Origin of the sequence: Amycolatopsis sp. lyj-23, assembly GCF_046549135.1 — a bacterium.
Taxonomy (GTDB): domain Bacteria; phylum Actinomycetota; class Actinomycetes; order Mycobacteriales; family Pseudonocardiaceae; genus Amycolatopsis.
In genome coordinates, this window is the sequence record NZ_JAJPWN010000028.1 from 1 (window position 1) to 16091 (window position 16091).

Below are 16091 nucleotides of genomic sequence, written 5' to 3' on the forward strand. Positions count from 1 at the left end.
TCCGGTGTTCAGGTTTTTCTTGGTCGACGAACCAAATACCGGAGACCTCACCCATTTCGGCCGACGACACGCCCAGCACCGCCAACTCCAGCTCAACCCGCCGGAGACAACTTCGATACAGGCCCTAACGTGCGAAGACGCGCCGCCCGGCGAATCACGTCTCGACGACCTGCGTCCCGGCGACGTCGGCGGTCTGAAACGGATCCCGGTCGAGCACGACGAAGTCTGCCGAGCGGCCAGGCGTGAGTGCCCCGGCGACGTCGTCGAGACCGCACGCGCGAGCCCCGCCGAGGGTGAACACCTCGATCGCCTCCGCGAGGGTGATCGCCTGTTCCGGCCAGAGCGCACCCGGCCACCGGCCGTGCGGGTCCTGACGGGTGACCAGACCCGCGATGCCCTCCCACACGTTGGCGACTCACTGACGGGCCAGTCCGACCCGCCCGCGACCAGGGCGCCGCTGTCCAACAGCGCCCGGTTCGGCTGCATGCGGCCCGCGCGCGAAGCGGGCAGCACGGCCACGATCGCCGAGGGGATGACACCGGGCACCCACAGGAACGGCGAGATGTCGGCTGCCACGCCGAGCGCGGCGAACCGCGGCAGGTCGTCCGGGTGCACGAACTGGCCGTGGGCCAACTGGAACCGCGTCTCCGTGTGCCCTTCGGCCCGCACCTTCTCGACCGCGTCGAGGAACTGCCGCACCGAGGCGTCTCCGGTGCAGTGCACCTTCGCCGAGAAGCCCGCCGCGGCGGCGGTGCGCAGCCAGCCGGTGAGCTCCTCGGCTGGCATCGTGGTCGAGCCGTGGAAGCCGCCGCCGTGGATGTCGTCGGGCAGGTACGGCTCGAGGAACGCCGCCGTGCGGGTGGGTGGCACTCCGTCGAGGAAGATCTTCACGAAGTCCGGCCGGTGGTGTTCGGTGCGGTAGCGCCCGGCCACCTCCAGCAGCGGCGCCCCGACCAGGTCGGTATCGATAAAATGCCGAGCGCACCGGTCTGCTCGGCGATCTGAACCTTGCTGATAGCGACGTGGTGAGTGCCGGCCAGGCGAACGTGGGCCTATTCAGAATTCTGTAGCAGAACTTCGCTCGGGCTCGGCCGACAACTCGACGGTGATCTGAACCGCGTGGTTCAGGCGTCGGAGCGCGGTCGTTGCAGCGTGAAGGTCTCGAACGGCTTCAGGGCGCCGTCCGGGCCGACGACGTCGTAGTATGTCACCCGCATCGTTGTCGTCCCGCCGCGGCGGGTGCCCGGGGCGACCGTGAACGCCGCGAAGCCGTAGGAGTTCGCCGCGTCGCGGACCGCCGACCAGGGGGCGTCCTCGGTGACGTACACCGGGGGCCGTTTGCCGGTCTTCGGGTCGGGGTCGGCGACCTTGGTGATCACGCGGCAGCGGGGCGGGGTGAAGAACAGCTGGTTCGACGGCGCCGACGTGCCGCCGCCGCCGAGGACCATGTGGACGGTGCCCTTCGTGGTGTTGACCACGTCGGTGCGGGTCGAGGCCGGCACCGGGGTGCGCGTCGGGTTCGCCGCCGCGCCGCGGATCGGGTGGGAGCGTTCGTAGTGGTGCTCGTGGCCGCAGACGACCAGGTCGACGCCGTAGCGGTCGAACAGCGGGACCCATTCCTCGCGGATGCCGAGGTCGGCGCCGTTGAACTGGTCGGCGGTGCTGATCGCGACCTGGTGCATGCAGACGACCACCCAGTCGACGCCGCGGTCGGCGCGCGCGGACGCCAGTTCGCGCTCCAGCCACGCCTTCTGCGCGCCGCCGGAGTAGCCGCGGACGTAGGAGTTGCCGCCGTCCTGGTAGCAGATGTCGTCGTTGGCGAGGCTGATCACCCGCACCGAGCCGACCGTGAACGAGTACCAGAGGCCGCGGGTGACGTCGGTCTGCCCGGACGCCGGCGGCACCGAGAAGTACGTCTGGTAGGCGGCGTACCCGATGGGGCCGTTGCCCAGCTCGTTCTCGTGGTTGCCGGCGGCGGGCATCCAGGGCCGGTTGCGCGCGCTGCGGCTGTTGTTGGTCCAGAAGTCCCACCAGGTGCGGACCCGGTCGGTGGCGAGGTTGGCGTAGCAGAGGTCGCCGTTGAACAGGTGGAACAGGGGGCGGACGCGCTCGACGCCGGCGGTGGTGTCGCCCGCGGCCGGCGAACCCAGGTTGTCGTTGACCAGCGGCGGGTTCGGCAGCGTCACGTCGGCCGGCGGCACGTAGCGCTTGCCGAGCGTCGGAGTGCCCTGGTCGCCGAAGCTGGTGAAGGTGAACTTCCCGCGGCCGCGCGGCGCGGTGCGGAACGTCGCGAGCGCCGGCTCGGCGCCCTCGTGCAGCGCCGCGTAGATGTACTCGTGGTCCGGCTGGAGCCCGCGAAGTGACGCGTGGAAGGCGTAGACGACCTGACCGGACTTCGCGTCGGTGTAGCTGACTGTCTTCGCCGGCACGCTGCGTTCGTACCGGCCGTCGGCGCGCCCGAGCAGCACCCGTGCGTTGCGCGTCGGCTGCAGCGCGTGCCACGACACCACCACCTCGGCGGCCGCGTCCGCGCCGAACTGCAGGTGGAGTCCGCTGACCGCGGGAATCTTCGCCGGGTCTCCGGCAGCGGAGGTGAGGTCGGCGGCCGAGGCCGCGGCCGGCTCGGCGTCGGCGGAACCGGCGAGCGGCCTGGCGGCGAGCACGGCGCCCGCGGCGGTGAGGAACCCCCGGCGGCTCACGTGGTGGGTGAAGATCTTTTCATCGTCGGTCATCCGCACACGGTGGTCCACTCCCGCGGCGCTTTGCCACCACGGGCCGGTGAACGGTGAGGTACGAATGTGCGCGCCACCAGGCACTATGCCCGTTGCGTCGCAAGAGTAACCGTTGTCGCACTCGCCTCGGCCGCCCTTCGGCGCCGAACAGCGTTTTCCGTTGTTTCGTGCGGTTGGTCCGGTATTTGCCGTCCCGCGTGCTTCATCCCTAGTGAACGCCCGCAGAACCCCAGCGAAGTCCGTTGTTCCGCTGCCGTATACCGGCATGACCGAGCCTGAGCGCGCCTCACTGGGGGATCGCGCGAAAAGGACGACGATGGCCGAGCCTCGGTTCGAATTGGTGCACGCCACACCGGAGCGACTGCGGGGACGAGGGTATACCGGTTCTTCCGGTAACGTGGTGTGGCGGTTTCTTTCCGCCAACAACCGCAGCCTGGCGCAATCGGCAACGTCCTTTCCGGACGCTCCGTCCTGCGCCGAGGCCGTGCGGGTGCTCCGTGATCATCTCGCGCTGGCCGAAGTGGTCACCGTACGGGACATCCGGGGCAAGTGGCTGTGGCAGATCAAGGTCGACGGTGCCGCACTGGGGATGTCGGCGCGCAACTACCAGCGGCGGCTGCACGCGATCAATTCCGGGAATTCTTTTCGAGAACTCGCGCAGCGGTGTCCGGCGGTTTCCGGGGCACGTGTTCGTCCGTAGTTCACGTTCCGGCCCGGAGCAGTCCAGATCGCCGGGAAAGGCTCTCGTCCGGACGAGACAGGGGAGTGCGATGACCAGTGTGCTGACCGAGCCGCCGCGGACGGAGGTGCGGCGAAGAACCGGGGCCCCGGGCGGGGCCGACCGGGCGTTCCTCGCCGTGCTACTGGGAGCCGGCGTGGTCGTGCTCGCGATCATGGTCACCGTCGGCGGGTTCCTCGTGAAGAACGGCGGGCAAGCGCTCGACCTCGCCGGATTTTCGTTCCTCACCACCCAGACCTGGCAGCCGGACTCCGGGAACTTCGGCATCGCCGCCGTGCTCGTCGGCACCCTGCTGATCGCCGGCACCGCGCTCTGCGTCGCCTTCCCGCTCGCCTTCGGCGTGGCGCTGTACATCTCCGAATACGCCCCGGCCCGGCTGAAGCGGGTGCTGATCAGCCTGGTCGACCTGATGGCCGCCGTGCCGAGCGTCGTCTACGGCCTTTTCGGCGCCGTCTTCCTGCAGTGGAACGCCCTCGATGTGCCGCGCTGGCTCGCCGTGCACCTCGGCTGGTTCCCGCTGTTCACAGTGGACGGTTATGACGCGAACGACCCGCTGAGCAGCCAGACGGTGTTCGCCAGTTCCACCTTCTTCGCCGGGGTGATCGTCGGGATGATGGTCATGCCGATCACCTGCTCGGTGATGCGCGAGTCGTTTTCCCAAGCCCCGCCCGGAGAACGGGAAGGCGCCTACGCGCTCGGCGCCACGCGGTGGGGGATGATCCGCAGCGTCGTGCTTCCCTACGGCCGGGGCGGGATGATCGGCGGCACGATGCTCGGGCTCGGCCGGGCCCTCGGGGAGACCATCGCGGTCTACATGATCATCGCGCCGGTGTTCACCATCCAGCCGCACGTCCTGCAGAGCGGCGCGAACTCGGTGTCCGCGCTCATCGCCCAGCAGTGGGCCGCAGCCAGCCCATTCGGCCTCTCCGCCCTGATGGCCGCCGGGCTCGCGCTGTTCGCGCTGACCCTGCTGGTCAACTTCGGCGCGTCCGCGATCATCGCCCGCAGCCGGTCCGGCCTGGGCAGCGAAGCATGAGCGGCGACCAGGAACGCCGGCGGGTCACGAAGCCCGGCCGGCTCATCGACCGGGTCACCGTGCTGGGCGCGCTCGTCGCGGCCGTCGCGTTCACCGCCCTCGTCTTCGACCAGCTGGCGCCGTTCGGCGGGGTGATCGGGTTCGCTGTCCTGGCCTGGCTGCTGTTCCTCGGCCTCTACGGGCTGCTCGTCTCCCTGACGGAGAACGCTCTGACCGTCAGGGACCGGCTCGTCTCGGCCGTGGTGCACAGCCTCGCCGCCTTCGCCCTGCTGGCGCTCGTGACGATCGTCGCCTACCCGCTGATCCGAGGGATCGACGCGTTGCAGCACCTGAACTTCTTCACCGACGACATGGCCACCGCCGGTCCGCTCGACCCGTTGACCCAAGGTGGCATCCTGCACGCCGTCGTCGGCACGCTGGAGCAAATCGCCATCGCGCTGGCCGTCACCGTCCCCTTGGGACTGACCTGCGCGGTATACCTGACCGAGGTCCGGGGCACGTTCGCCCGGTTGGTACGCACGATCGTCGACGCGATGACCGCCCTGCCGTCCATTGTGGCCGGCTTGTTCGTCTATGCCGCGCTGATCGTCGCGCTGGGCCTGGAGAAGTCCGGGCTCGCCGCGGGCTGCGCGATCAGCGTGATGATGCTGCCGATCGTCATCCGCGCCGCCGACGTCGTGATCCGGCTGGTGCCGGGCAACCTGCGGGAGGCGTCCCTGGCGCTGGGGGCCGGCCGCCTCCGTACGGTGTGGCACGTCGTCCTGCCGACCGCGCGATCCGGGTTGACCACGGCGATCCTGCTCGGCACGGCGCGCGGCATCGGGGAGACCTCCCCGGTGCTGATCACCGCCGGCTTCACCGCCTACCTCAACGCCGACCCGCTGTCCGGGCCCCAGATTTCCCTGCCGCTTGCGACGTTCTCGCTCGTCACCTCGCCCGAGGAGGCGATGAAGGCCCGCGGTTTCGGGGCCGCCGCGGTGCTGATGCTGCTCGTGCTGGTGTTGTTCGTGATCGCCCGGATCGCGGGCGGTCGGCCGGCCGGTGAGCTCACGCGGGGCGCGCTTCGCCGCCGCGCGCGGGCCTCGGCCGCCGACCGCGAGCGGTTCGACGGCCGGATGTGGGGTGAGTCATGAGGAACGTCCGGGTGATCGCCCTGGCGCTGGTCCTGGTGTTGCTGGGGCAGTCGACGGCGCTCGCGCAGGGGTACGTGCCGATCAGCGGTGCCGGATCGACGTGGAGTTCCAACGCGCTGGACCAGTGGCGCAAGAACGTCGGCCAGTACGGCATGCGGATCAGCTACGCGGCAACGGGTTCCACCGACGGTCGCAACCAGTTCAAGGCCGGCCAGGTCGACTTCGCCGTCTCCGAGATCCCTTATGGACTGACCGACGCCGGCGTCACCGACAACCCGCCCGCGAACCGCGGCTATGCGTACATGCCGATCGTCGCCGGCGGGACGTCGTTCATGTACAACCTGCACATCGGCGCGGCGCGCGTGACCAACCTGCGCCTGTCCGGGCAGACGCTCACCGGCATCTTCACAGGGACCATCACCACCTGGGCCGACCCCGCCATCAAGGCCGACAACCCCGGGCTGACCCTGCCCGCCCGGAAGATCATCCCGGTCGTGCGGTCCGACGGCTCGGGCACCAGCGCGCAGTTCACGACCTACATGGCGAGCCAGTTCGGCGGGGCGTGGGACGCGTTCTGCCGCAAGGCCGGCCGGGCAACGCCGTGCGGGTTCACCTCGAACTACCCGCTGGTGCCGCCGGTGGTCGGGCAGTCCGGCTCCCTCGGCGTGACCAACTACGTGCGCCAGGACCAGAGCGAAGGCTCGATCACCTACGTCGAATACTCCTACGCGCGCAACGCGGGCTTCCCGATCGCCAAGGTGCTCAACAAGGCCGGCTACTTCATCGAGCCGAAGGCCACGAGCGTCGCCGTCGCCCTGCTGGCCGCGACGATCCGGCCGGACCTGACGCAGGACCTCGGCGGCGTCTACAACAACCCGGACGCGCGCACCTACCCGTTGTCCAGTTACAGCTACATGATCCTGCCGACGACCCCGACGTCGCCGTTCAACACCGACAAGGGGAAGACGCTTTCGGACTTCGCGTATTACTTCCTCTGCGAAGGCCAGCAGCAGGCCGACCAGCTCGGGTACTCGCCGCTGCCGAAGAACCTCGTGCAGGCCGGGCTCGACCAGGTGGCGCGGATCCCGGGGTCCACGAAGAAGCCCACCGACATCTCCAAGTGCAACAACCCGACGTTCTCCCCGGACGGCACCAACCTCCTCGCCAAGAACGCGCCGCAGCCCTCGCCGTGCGACAAAGCCGGCGTGACGCAGTGCGCGGAGGGCACCGGCGGCGCCCGGGCCCCGACGCCGGTCAAGGGTGGCACCGGATCCGGCCCCGGGGCGCAGTCCGCGACCAACCCCGACGGCGCCGCACCCGGCAGCACCAGTGCGGCGCCGGGACCGGACGGCACGACCGGCCCGGCGAACGGCGCGATCGACCCCGACACCGGGCTGCCGGTCAACGGCCAGAACGTCGCCGCCGGCGGCTCGGCCGTCCCGGTCTCCCTCGACCAGCGCGACAACGCGACCGCCGCCCTGCTCACTGCGCTGGCCGTCGCCCTCCTGCTCGGCCTGGTCATCGGCCCGCCGATCCTGGCCCGCCGGCTGAAGAAGGAGGAGCAGTGAAGCTCGCCCGCCTCCTGCTCGCTGTGCTGCTGGCGGTGACCGTGCTCGCCGGCACCGGCCACGCCGAAAATGCCACCGGATCGGCTCTCACGGTGACCGGCACCGGCGCGTTCTCGAGCCTGAAGGTCACCGTCGACCAGACCACGGATCTGATCAACCAGACCGTCCACGTCAGCTGGACCGGCGGAGCACCGACCGGCCCCTCGGGCAACTTCGCCACCAACTACCTGCAGCTGATGCAGTGCTGGGGCGACGACCCGGCCGGGCCGACGCGCGAGCAGTGCCAGTACGGTGGCCTGGCCGTCCAGGGTTCGCCGGTGGCGGGCGCCTGGGCACGGCGGCGGCAGGTCAGCTACGGATCCACCCTGGTCGACCCACTGGAGACGCTCAAGCCGGCTGCGCCTGGCCAGCAGGCCGTCGTGCCGTTCCGCTCGGTCACCGGCGTGACGACGACGTCGACCGGCGACTTCTTCACCGCGGGCACCACCAACGAGCTCCCACTCGCCAAGACCCGGCTCGACGGCGGCGGCGAGGTCGACTTCGAGGTGCAGACCGCGCTCGAGTCCTACGGCCTCGGCTGCGGCACCGTGGTGAACGGCAGCCCGCGCTCGTGCTGGCTGGTCGTCGTCCCGCGCGGAAACAAGGAGGTCGACGGCTCGACGGTCGGCGGCGACAACCGTCCGCAGCTCGACTCGTCCCCGCTGAGCGCGTCCAACTGGGCCAACCACCTCGCGATCCCGCTGAAGTTCCAGCCGGTCGGCGCCGCCTGCCCGATCGGCGCCGCCGAGCGGCCGACTTCAGGCGACGAGTTCCTGTCCGACGCTGTGCTGCGCTGGCAGCCCAAGCTCTGCGCCGGTGGTGGCACCGTCTTCGGCTTCACCCAGGTCCCGGACGGCGTCGCGCGCCAGACGCTGCTTTCGGACAACCCCGGCCTGTCGTTCCTCCGTGACCCGGTGCCGCCGGACCAAGCCACCAAGCCGCTGGTGTACGCGCCGATCGCGTTGTCCGGCCTGAGCGTCGCGTTCATCACCGAACGGCAGTCGGCGGGGGAGGGCGTCGTGCCCCCGGAGGTCTGGCACCGCGACGGCGAGCAGATCACCGAGCTGAACCTCACCCCACGGCTGATCGCCAAGCTGCTCACCCAGTCGTACGTGCTGTCGCTGCCGGTGCGTCAGGACTACCTCAAGGGCAACCCGGACTCGCTGACCGCCGACCCCGAGTTCGTCGCGCTCAACCCGGAGTTCACGGACTCCGGCCGCCTGATGTCTACTGTGGACGCTCTGGTGCCCACGGTGTACATGGACGCGACCGCGGCGCTGTGGCGGTGGATCGCCGCGGACAAGGACGCCGCGGACTTCCTGGGCGGGGTGCCGGACCCGAACGGGATGAAGGTCAACCCCGGGTACAAGGGACTGAAGCTGCCGGTGTCGAACTTCCCGAAGGCCGACCTGACCTGCACCGGCACCGGGCTGCTCGCCAGCTGCGCGCTCGACCTGCGCCCGCTGGCCGGCGACATGCACGAGGCCGGCCGGGCGATCAGCCGCGGCGACACGCTGGGCAAGGCGCCGACCGGCTTCGCGACCCCGGACGGCAAGCCGCAGCTCAAGGCCGTCGACCGGCAGCCGCAGGGCCAGCGGAGCCTCCTGGCCGTCGTCGACACCCCGACCGCGGCGCGCTACGGCCTGCCGACGGCCAAGCTGCGCAACTCTTCCGGCGCGTTCGTCGCACCCACCGGCGCCTCGATGCTGGCCGCCGTCGCCGCGGCCAAGCCCAGCGCGGTCGGCGACGTCCTCTCGCTCGACCCGCTGACGACGGCGAAGGACGCCTACCCGCTGACGAACCTGGCCTACGCGGCGACCGCACCGTCCGTTTTGGACACCAAGGCGGGTGCCGACTACGCCGCGTTCCTCAAGTACGCGGTGGGCGACGGCCAGCAACCGGGCATCGCGCCCGGGCAACTGCCCGCGGGTTACGTCCCGCTTCCGCAGTCACTGCGGGCCCAGGCCACCTCGGCCGCCGACAAGATCGCCGCGGACGCCGGCAAGGCCCTGACACCGCCGACGTCGTCCACGCCGGAACCGGACACCTCCGGCGGGTCGCCCGTCGGCGGCTCCGCGCCGGCCGACCAGCCGCCCACGGACGCAACCGGCGGCGGAGAACCCACGTCGGCGCCGGCCTCGGCGCCCTTGCCGGCGAAGGCCGTCGCCACGCCACCGACGACCTCCGCGGCCCAGCAGCCCGTGGCGCAGGCGCGCCCGACCCCGGCCACGCCGGTGGGGTTCGTGCGGTACGTGCTGCTCATCCTGCTCGCGGCGGGCGCTGTGGCCGCCGCGTCCGGTCCGGCGCTGACGCGCTGGGGGAGCCGGGTGAGGGGGAGGTGATGTCCGCGGTCCACCGTGCGGGGAGCTGCCACTCCACCGCACGGCGAGCCGGGTGAACCCAGCAAGCCCGGTGTCGAGGCCGAGAAACCGGTGACACCGGCACGTCCGGGCACGAGCTCGGGCATCCCTGCTGCGAAAAGGATACCTGAAGTGCGTAAGAGACACGCTCTCGTCACGGTCGCTTCCGCGGCCATGCTGCTCGTGCTGGGTGGCGCCGCCCAGGCCGACCCGGCCGGCGCCCCCACCTACCGCGACCTCGCCGGTGTCGGCTCCGACACCACCCAAGGCGTCGTGAACGGCCTCGCCGATGCGATCACCGTCGGTGGCGTCAAGGTGCTCGGTTCCTACGACGCGACCGGGTCCGCGAACATCACCACCAAGGACCCGGCGACCAAGCCGAACTGCACGATCCCGCGGCCGGCCGGCTCGGGCAACGGCGTCAACGCGCTTGTCGCGTCGCTCGACGGCAACACCGGCTGCGTGCAGTTCGCGCGGTCGTCGTCGAACAACTCGGCGAACTACGCCGGCAAGAACCTCACCTAGGTCCCGTTCGCGGTGGACGCCGTCACCTACGCGGTGCGGGCCGACAGCGCCATCTCCAAGAAGCTCACGACCGCGCAGCTGAAGAGCATCTTCAACTGCACCGCGCCCGGGGTCGGCACGACGTACAAGCCGCTGTTGCCGCACTTCGGCTCGGGCACCCGGTCGTTCTTCCTGTCCCAGCTGGGCCTGACCGACGCGGCGAACTACACCACGACATTCTCGTGCGTGAAGGACGTGGACGCGGCGAACACCCCGATCGAAGAGAACACCGGGACGTTCCTGGTCGAGCCGGCCAACGTCGCGCCGTACTCCATCGCCTCCTATCAGGCGCAGGTCAACGGCGTGATCCCGGCGGTGCAGGGCAAGGCCGTGCTGGCCACGCTCAACGGCATCTCGCCGACCGCGCTGAACACCAGCTCCTCGTTCAAGCGGGACGTCTACAACGTCATCCCCAGCGGCCAGGTGGGCACCGCGCCGTACAGCACCGTGTTCGTCGGCAGCGGCTCGGCCATCTGCCAGAACGCGGACCTGATCAAGAAGTACGGCTTCGGCCAGGCCGCCAACTGCGGCGACACCAGCATCGTCACGCCCTGAAAGGCAACGCACCCATGAGCTCCAGATCCTTTGCGCACCGGTTCGCCGTCGGCACGGCCGTCGTCGGCACCGCCCTCGCGGCGATGTTCGGCTCGATCGCGCCGGCCTCGGCCGCGGTGCCGGCGGGCACCCTCGGCACCCTCTCCCTGAGCCCGGCCACCGGCTTCGACACGACCGCCGGCGTGGCGACCACGTCGGCCGGCTGCCCGGACACCTCGGACGCGTACCACCTGTACGTGTACGGGCCCGGCGGCTTCACCAACGGCCTGATCGCGACCACCACGAGCAGTGTCAACTTCTCCACGACCGCGGGCTTCCCGATCCAGCAGGGCCTGTCGTTCAAGGACATCGCGCTGGACAACAGCACCACCGTCCAGCCGGGCAAGTACATCCTGGTGGCCAGCTGCGTCGACTCGTTTTCGCAGCAGGTGCTGGGCACCTTCACCAAGGACATCTGGTTCACCGACGCCACGCACTTCCAGAGCACCGACCCGAGTGCGCCGGTCACCACGACCACGTCGCTCGCGGTCTCCCCGGCGTCCCCGGTCACCCAGGGCGCCAACGTCACCCTGACCGCGACGGTCACGCCCGCCTCGGCGGGCGGCACCGTCCAGTTCAAGGACGGCGCGGCGAACCTCGGCAGCCCGGTCGCCGTCGCGAACGGCACGGCGGCGCTCACCACCTCGGCGCTGACCGCGGGCAGCCACTCGTTGACCGCGGTCTTCACCGGCGGCTCGGCGAACGTCTCCGGTTCGACATCGCAGGCGGTGACCTACCAGGTCAACGCCCCGGTCGCGACGCCGACCACGACCGCGCTCTCGGTCACCCCGAGCGGCACGGCTGCGCAGTACAGCTCGGTGACGCTGAACGCGTCGGTCACGCCCGCGGGTGCGGCCGGGTCGATCCAGTTCACCGACGGCGGCGCGAACCTGGGCAACGCGGTCGCGCTGGCCGGCGGCACCGCCTCGCTGACGTCCTCGACGCTGGCGGTGGGCGCGCACACGTTCGCCGCGAAGTTCGTGCCCGCCAACGCGGCGGCTTACGTGGCTTCGGAGTCCGCGGGTGTGCCGCTGACCGTGACGGCGTTCGCCGGGGTAGCCGCTTCGGAGAACATCACCACCACCGTCACCGCCGGTGAGCTGCTGATCAGCGTGGCCAACCAGAACGTCACGCTGCCGTCGCCGGTCATGCTGCCCGACGCCTCGATGCTGCAGACTTCGGGCAACCTGAACCCGATCACCGTCACCGACACCCGGGCGGGCAACCCCGGCTGGAACGTCTCCGGCCAGGCGACCGACTTCGGTGACGGCGCCTCGCACGCGATCAACGCCGGCAACCTCGGCTGGAGCCCGTCCATCGTGGACAAGGTCGCTGCGCAGAACATCACCGCGGGTCCGGCCGTCAACCCGGCCGCGGCGATCGCCCCGGGCGCGGCCGCTCCGGCCGGCGCGGGCCTCGCGGGGTCTCGCACCCTCGCCACCGCCGCCGCCAACGGGGGCAACGGCACGGCGCACCTGACCGCCGGGCTTTCGCTCAACGTGCCGACGTCGACCGTCGCCGGCACCTACACCTCGGTCCTGACCCTCACCGCCATCTGAGCACCCGGGTCTCCGGCGGGGTTCGTTCCCTCCCGCCGGAGACCCGGTTCCCACTCCCGAGAGGATCCCGATGCGCCTAGCCGCCCTGGCCGCCGCGTTTCTGTTCGCGTTCGCGCCGTCGGCCGCCGCCCAGACTCCCGCTCCGCCGCCGGCCCAGGCACCGGGGTCGGACTCAGGCGACCAGCGGGTGACCTTCGGGGTCCGCCCGGCCACCGCGACCGCGCCGGACAACCGAGCGAGCCTCGGGTACAGCGCCACCCCGGGTGCGGTCGTGAAGGACTTCGTCGCGGTGTCCAACATCGGCAACAACCCGGTGACGCTGAAGATCTACGCCAGCGACGCCTTCAACACCCCCGAGGGTGGCTTCGACCTGCTCGCCGCGGGCAAGCCGTCGGTCGACGCCGGCGCCTGGACGCACGCGGAGATGACGAGCGTTTCGTTGTCGCCGCGATCGGTCTCGATCGTGCCGTTCACCTTGACCATCCCCGCGAACGCGACCCCGGGCGACCACGCGGCGGGCATCGTCGCCGCGCTGACGACCGAGCAGACGGGCGTGAACGGGCAGAAGGTCGCGGTGGAACAGCGCGTCGGCGCCCGCATCTACCTGCGCGTCACCGGCGACCTCAAGCCGGGGCTCTCGATCACCGGGCTCACCGGTTCCTACGCCGCGACGCCGTTCGGCCGCGGTGACGCGACGGTCAGCTACATCGTCCACAACACCGGCAACACCCGGCTGTCCGGCAAGCAGCGCGTCAGTGTCAGTACGCCCTGGGGATCCACGGTGGACGGCGAAGCCCTGCCGCCGGTCCCGGAACTGCTGCCGGGTGGGCTGGTCAAGGTGACCACGACGGTCCGCGGCCTGCTGCCCGCGGGCTGGCTGGACGCGGCCGTGCACGTCGATCCGGTGCCGGTGCTCGGGTTCACCGACGTCGTCCAGCCGGCCGAGGAGTCGGTGACGCTGAGCGCAGTGCCGTGGGCGGCGCTCGGTGTGCTCGCCGCGCTGCTGCTGGGCATCTTCGCCGTGCGGTTCGCCCGCCACCGGCGTCGCCGCACTCCGGTCGCCCCGGCCGAGGAGGTGACCGAACATGCGGCGGCGCTGTGAGGTCCTGCTCGCGGTGGCCGCGTTCGGGCTCGTCGCGACGCCCGCCCAGGCCGCGCCGCTCGGCGGCCTGGTCATCACCCCCGGCGAGGGCCAGGACGCCGCGACGATCCGGATGCACACCAGCAGCGGCTGCCCCGCCGACGCGGACGCCTACTTCGCCACCCTGCGCGGCAAGGGCATGCCGGCCGACGGCCAGATCGTCGTCGCCACCACCGATGTCGGGCTGTCGCACGACGGCGGGTTCGACGTGTTCCTCGCCCAGACGCTGCGGGACTTCGCGGCGGACAACAAGACGACGCTGTCCGGGCAGTACGACGTCGCCGTGCACTGCATCGACTCGTTCAGCCAGCAGAGCAAGGGCGAGTTCACCGCGGCCCTGAAGTTCGACACGCCGGTGAAGTACGCAGCGCTCGGGGCCGCGAAAGGCCCCTCTCGGGTGCCCGAGACGCCCACCGCCATCCCGCAGGCGCCGGGCGCGGGCACCGGGCCGGTGCCGGGGACGGGCGCGCCGGAGCTGCCGGCCGCGACCGCCCCGGCACCGGAACCTGCCCGGACCGACGTGGCGGCCGGGAACCCGGCGCCCGCCGGGTCCGGCCCGGTGGCCGTGGTGTTCGGCCTGGCCGGGGCCGTGGGTCTGGCCGCCGCCGTCGTGGCGCTCGCGGCCTGGGTGGTGCGCAGGCGTCGTGTCCAGTAACGGAAGGAAGGCTTTTCATGCGTAAGCGTCAACTGGCCGTGGCCGTCGGCTCGGCAGCCGCGGCGGCCTGCGTCGTGGTCGCGCTGGTGACCTCGTCGCCGGCCTCGGCCGCGCTGCCGCCACCGGGCAGCCTCGGCACGCTGGCGATCGAACCGGCGACCGGCACCGGGGCCACCGCGCCGGTGGTGCGGACCTCGCAGGGCTGCACGCCGGACTCCGACGCCTACATCGCGCACGTCTTCGGCCCCGGAGGGTTCGCGGACGGCCTCGTCGCGACCTTCGGGCTGCAGGACGTCAACTTCTCGACCGCACAGGCCTTCCCGGTGCAGTTCACCAAGAGCATGACCGACATCGCGACCGACAACAACACGACCGTCGCCGCCGGGACGTACGTGATCCGGGTGTCCTGTGTGGACTCCTTCTCGCAGGCGACCACCGGCACGTTCACCACGAACATGTACTTCACCGACCCGGGCCACTACCAGTCGAGCGACCCATCCGGCCCGGCGCCGACCACGACGTCCACGATCCCGACCTCGGTGAGCACGTCCCGGCCGACGACCACGACACAGCCGACCACGCCGATCATGACGTCCACTTCGGCGACCACGCAGCCGACGACGTCGATGACCTCACCGGTCACCTCGTCCACGACGACCCAGGCGACGACGACCACCGACACTTCGGCCACCACAGCCACGCCGACGACCACCACCGAGGTGGAGTCGACGACGACCACGCCATCGTCCAGCACGACGACGAGCCGCCCGGCCACCAGCGCCACGAGCACCAGCGCGGTCGGCACCATCACGAGCACGATCGACACGATCACCAGCACCAGCTCGTCGACGAGCACCCAGACGTCGACCAGCACCCCGGCGCCCACGAGCGATAGCACGTCGGCGACCGTCCCCGCCGGGGACATCTCGGACGGCACCGGCCCCGGGGCCGCGCAGTCGGTCGGGACCAGCGTCCCGGCGCGCACGCTGGCCAACACCGGCGTCAACGCCGGTTACCTGCTGCTCTTCGCCGTCGTGCTGCTCGGCGCGGGTGCCGCGGCACTGGTCCTGACCCGGCGGCGCAGGGCGGCCCGATGACCGTCGGTGTGACCCCGGCTGCCGCGCCGCCCGCGGTGGTGCGGCCGGCCGGGCAGGCGCTGTCGATCGCGGCGGCGCTGATGCTGTGCCTGGTGGCGCAGTTCGCGGTGATCGGTGCGCTGGCCCACAACCGCGACCAGGACCGCGCCTACGACACCTTCCGCGACCAGCTCGCCAACGCGACGGCCCCGGCCGGCGGCCTCGACCGCGACGGCCATCCCCTGGAGTTCGGGACGCCGGTCGCTGTGCTGGCGATTCCGCGGATCGGCCTGCGGGAGGTCGTCGGCGAAGGCTCGTCGGCCACCGTGCTGAAGTCCGGGCCGGGCCACCGTCGGGACACCGTGCTGCCGGGCCAGCCCGGGGTCAGCGTGGTGATGGGCCGCCGGGCCGGCTACGGAGGACCGTTCGCCGATCTCGGCTCGCTCGCCCACGGCGACCTGATCACCGTGACCACCGGGCAGGGCAAGCACCAGTTCGAGGTCATGGGCGTCCGCCACGCGAACGACCCGCAGCCCGTCGCACCCGCAAAAGGACAGGGCAGGCTGACGCTGATCACCGCCGACGGCCCGCCGTACCTGCCCACCGACGTGCTGCGCGTCGACGCCAAGCTGCTCACCCCGGCCGTCCCGGCCGAGGGCGCCGTGCCGGGATTCGCGCTGCCCGCTCGGGAACAGGCCCTCGAGGGTGACGCCACGGCACTGGTGCCGCTGGTGGTGTGGGGTTTGCTGCTCGCGCTCGCCGCGGCCGGCGTGGTGTTCGTGCACCAGCGGGTGGGCCGCTGGCACGCGTGGGTGATCGGGGTGCCGGTGCTGGGCGCACTCGGGGTGACCGTGGCCGACCAGGCGGCGTCGCTGCTGCCGAACCTGCTGTGAGG

Annotated in this window: 13 protein-coding genes and 1 pseudogene; 12 read left to right on the forward strand and 2 right to left on the reverse strand. The window is 71.3% G+C overall.

Annotated elements, in window-relative coordinates; all coding sequences use genetic code 11:
- Window positions 1-154: 154 nt before the first annotated feature.
- Window positions 155-960: pseudogene (locus tag ACLJPY_RS46515) on the reverse strand (amidohydrolase); the annotation flags it as partial.
- Between the two features lie 164 nt (window positions 961-1124).
- On the reverse strand, window positions 1125-2732 hold the full coding sequence (locus ACLJPY_RS46520) for a purple acid phosphatase family protein (RefSeq protein ID WP_410597412.1): 1608 nt from the start codon (window positions 2730-2732) through the stop codon (window positions 1125-1127).
- A gap of 265 nt (window positions 2733-2997) precedes the next feature.
- Between ACLJPY_RS46520 and ACLJPY_RS46525 the strand changes: the two genes are divergently transcribed.
- The 12 genes from ACLJPY_RS46525 (at window position 2998) to ACLJPY_RS46580 (ending at window position 16089) form a co-directional block, all read left to right on the forward strand.
- On the forward strand, window positions 2998-3432 hold the full coding sequence (locus tag ACLJPY_RS46525; RefSeq protein ID WP_410597413.1) for a hypothetical protein: 435 nt from the start codon (window positions 2998-3000) through the stop codon (window positions 3430-3432).
- Window positions 3433-3502: 70 nt separating this feature from the next.
- Entirely contained in the window at window positions 3503-4507 is a 1005-nt protein-coding gene (pstC, locus tag ACLJPY_RS46530) for a phosphate ABC transporter permease subunit PstC (RefSeq protein WP_410597414.1), read from the forward strand.
- Window positions 4504-5640, forward strand: coding sequence for a phosphate ABC transporter permease PstA (gene pstA / locus ACLJPY_RS46535; RefSeq protein WP_410597415.1), 1137 nt, complete (start codon window positions 4504-4506; stop codon window positions 5638-5640). Before pstC ends, pstA begins: the two co-directional genes overlap by 4 nt.
- The gene (gene pstS / locus ACLJPY_RS46540) at window positions 5637-7208 is read left to right on the forward strand and encodes a phosphate ABC transporter substrate-binding protein PstS (RefSeq protein ID WP_410597416.1); all 1572 of its coding nucleotides are present in this window, start codon (window positions 5637-5639) and stop codon (window positions 7206-7208) included. The genes pstA and pstS overlap by 4 nt, the downstream gene beginning before the upstream one ends.
- On the forward strand, window positions 7205-9589 hold the full coding sequence (locus ACLJPY_RS46545; protein ID WP_410597417.1) for a hypothetical protein: 2385 nt from the start codon (window positions 7205-7207) through the stop codon (window positions 9587-9589). Before pstS ends, ACLJPY_RS46545 begins: the two co-directional genes overlap by 4 nt.
- 150 nt (window positions 9590-9739) lie before the next feature.
- The gene (locus ACLJPY_RS46550; protein WP_410597418.1) at window positions 9740-10132 is read left to right on the forward strand and encodes a hypothetical protein; all 393 of its coding nucleotides are present in this window, start codon (window positions 9740-9742) and stop codon (window positions 10130-10132) included.
- 12 nt (window positions 10133-10144) lie between these two features.
- Window positions 10145-10726, forward strand: coding sequence for a hypothetical protein (locus ACLJPY_RS46555; RefSeq protein ID WP_410597419.1), 582 nt, complete (start codon window positions 10145-10147; stop codon window positions 10724-10726).
- A gap of 14 nt (window positions 10727-10740) precedes the next feature.
- A complete protein-coding gene (locus tag ACLJPY_RS46560; protein WP_410597420.1) occupies window positions 10741-12324 on the forward strand; it encodes an Ig-like domain repeat protein in 1584 nt (527 codons plus the stop codon).
- Window positions 12325-12394: 70 nt separating this feature from the next.
- Entirely contained in the window at window positions 12395-13426 is a 1032-nt protein-coding gene (locus ACLJPY_RS46565) for a DUF916 domain-containing protein (protein WP_410597421.1), read from the forward strand.
- Entirely contained in the window at window positions 13410-14120 is a 711-nt protein-coding gene (locus ACLJPY_RS46570; protein ID WP_410597422.1) for a hypothetical protein, read from the forward strand. Before ACLJPY_RS46565 ends, ACLJPY_RS46570 begins: the two co-directional genes overlap by 17 nt.
- A 17-nt stretch (window positions 14121-14137) precedes the next feature.
- Window positions 14138-15217: an LPXTG cell wall anchor domain-containing protein gene (locus tag ACLJPY_RS46575; protein ID WP_410597423.1), complete on the forward strand. Its 1080-nt coding sequence runs from the start codon at window positions 14138-14140 to the stop codon at window positions 15215-15217.
- The gene (locus ACLJPY_RS46580) at window positions 15214-16089 is read left to right on the forward strand and encodes a sortase (RefSeq protein WP_410597424.1); all 876 of its coding nucleotides are present in this window, start codon (window positions 15214-15216) and stop codon (window positions 16087-16089) included. The genes ACLJPY_RS46575 and ACLJPY_RS46580 overlap by 4 nt, the downstream gene beginning before the upstream one ends.
- Window positions 16090-16091: the final 2 nt, after the last annotated feature.

Bases quoted from the DNA above. Each gene is read 5' to 3' on its own strand.
- ACLJPY_RS46525 (WP_410597413.1), top strand. From the start codon at position 2,998: ATGACCGAGCCTGAGCGCGCCTCACTGGGGGATCGCGCGAAAAGGACG.
- ACLJPY_RS46580 (WP_410597424.1), top strand. From the start codon at position 15,214: ATGACCGTCGGTGTGACCCCGGCTGCCGCGCCGCCCGCGGTGGTGCGG.
- ACLJPY_RS46560 (WP_410597420.1), top strand. From the start codon at position 10,741: ATGAGCTCCAGATCCTTTGCGCACCGGTTCGCCGTCGGCACGGCCGTC.
- ACLJPY_RS46520 (WP_410597412.1), bottom strand. From the start codon at position 2,732: ATGACCGACGATGAAAAGATCTTCACCCACCACGTGAGCCGCCGGGGG.
- pstA (WP_410597415.1), top strand. From the start codon at position 4,504: ATGAGCGGCGACCAGGAACGCCGGCGGGTCACGAAGCCCGGCCGGCTC.
- ACLJPY_RS46570 (WP_410597422.1), top strand. From the start codon at position 13,410: ATGCGGCGGCGCTGTGAGGTCCTGCTCGCGGTGGCCGCGTTCGGGCTC.
- ACLJPY_RS46565 (WP_410597421.1), top strand. From the start codon at position 12,395: ATGCGCCTAGCCGCCCTGGCCGCCGCGTTTCTGTTCGCGTTCGCGCCG.
- ACLJPY_RS46575 (WP_410597423.1), top strand. From the start codon at position 14,138: ATGCGTAAGCGTCAACTGGCCGTGGCCGTCGGCTCGGCAGCCGCGGCG.
- pstS (WP_410597416.1), top strand. From the start codon at position 5,637: ATGAGGAACGTCCGGGTGATCGCCCTGGCGCTGGTCCTGGTGTTGCTG.
- pstC (WP_410597414.1), top strand. From the start codon at position 3,503: ATGACCAGTGTGCTGACCGAGCCGCCGCGGACGGAGGTGCGGCGAAGA.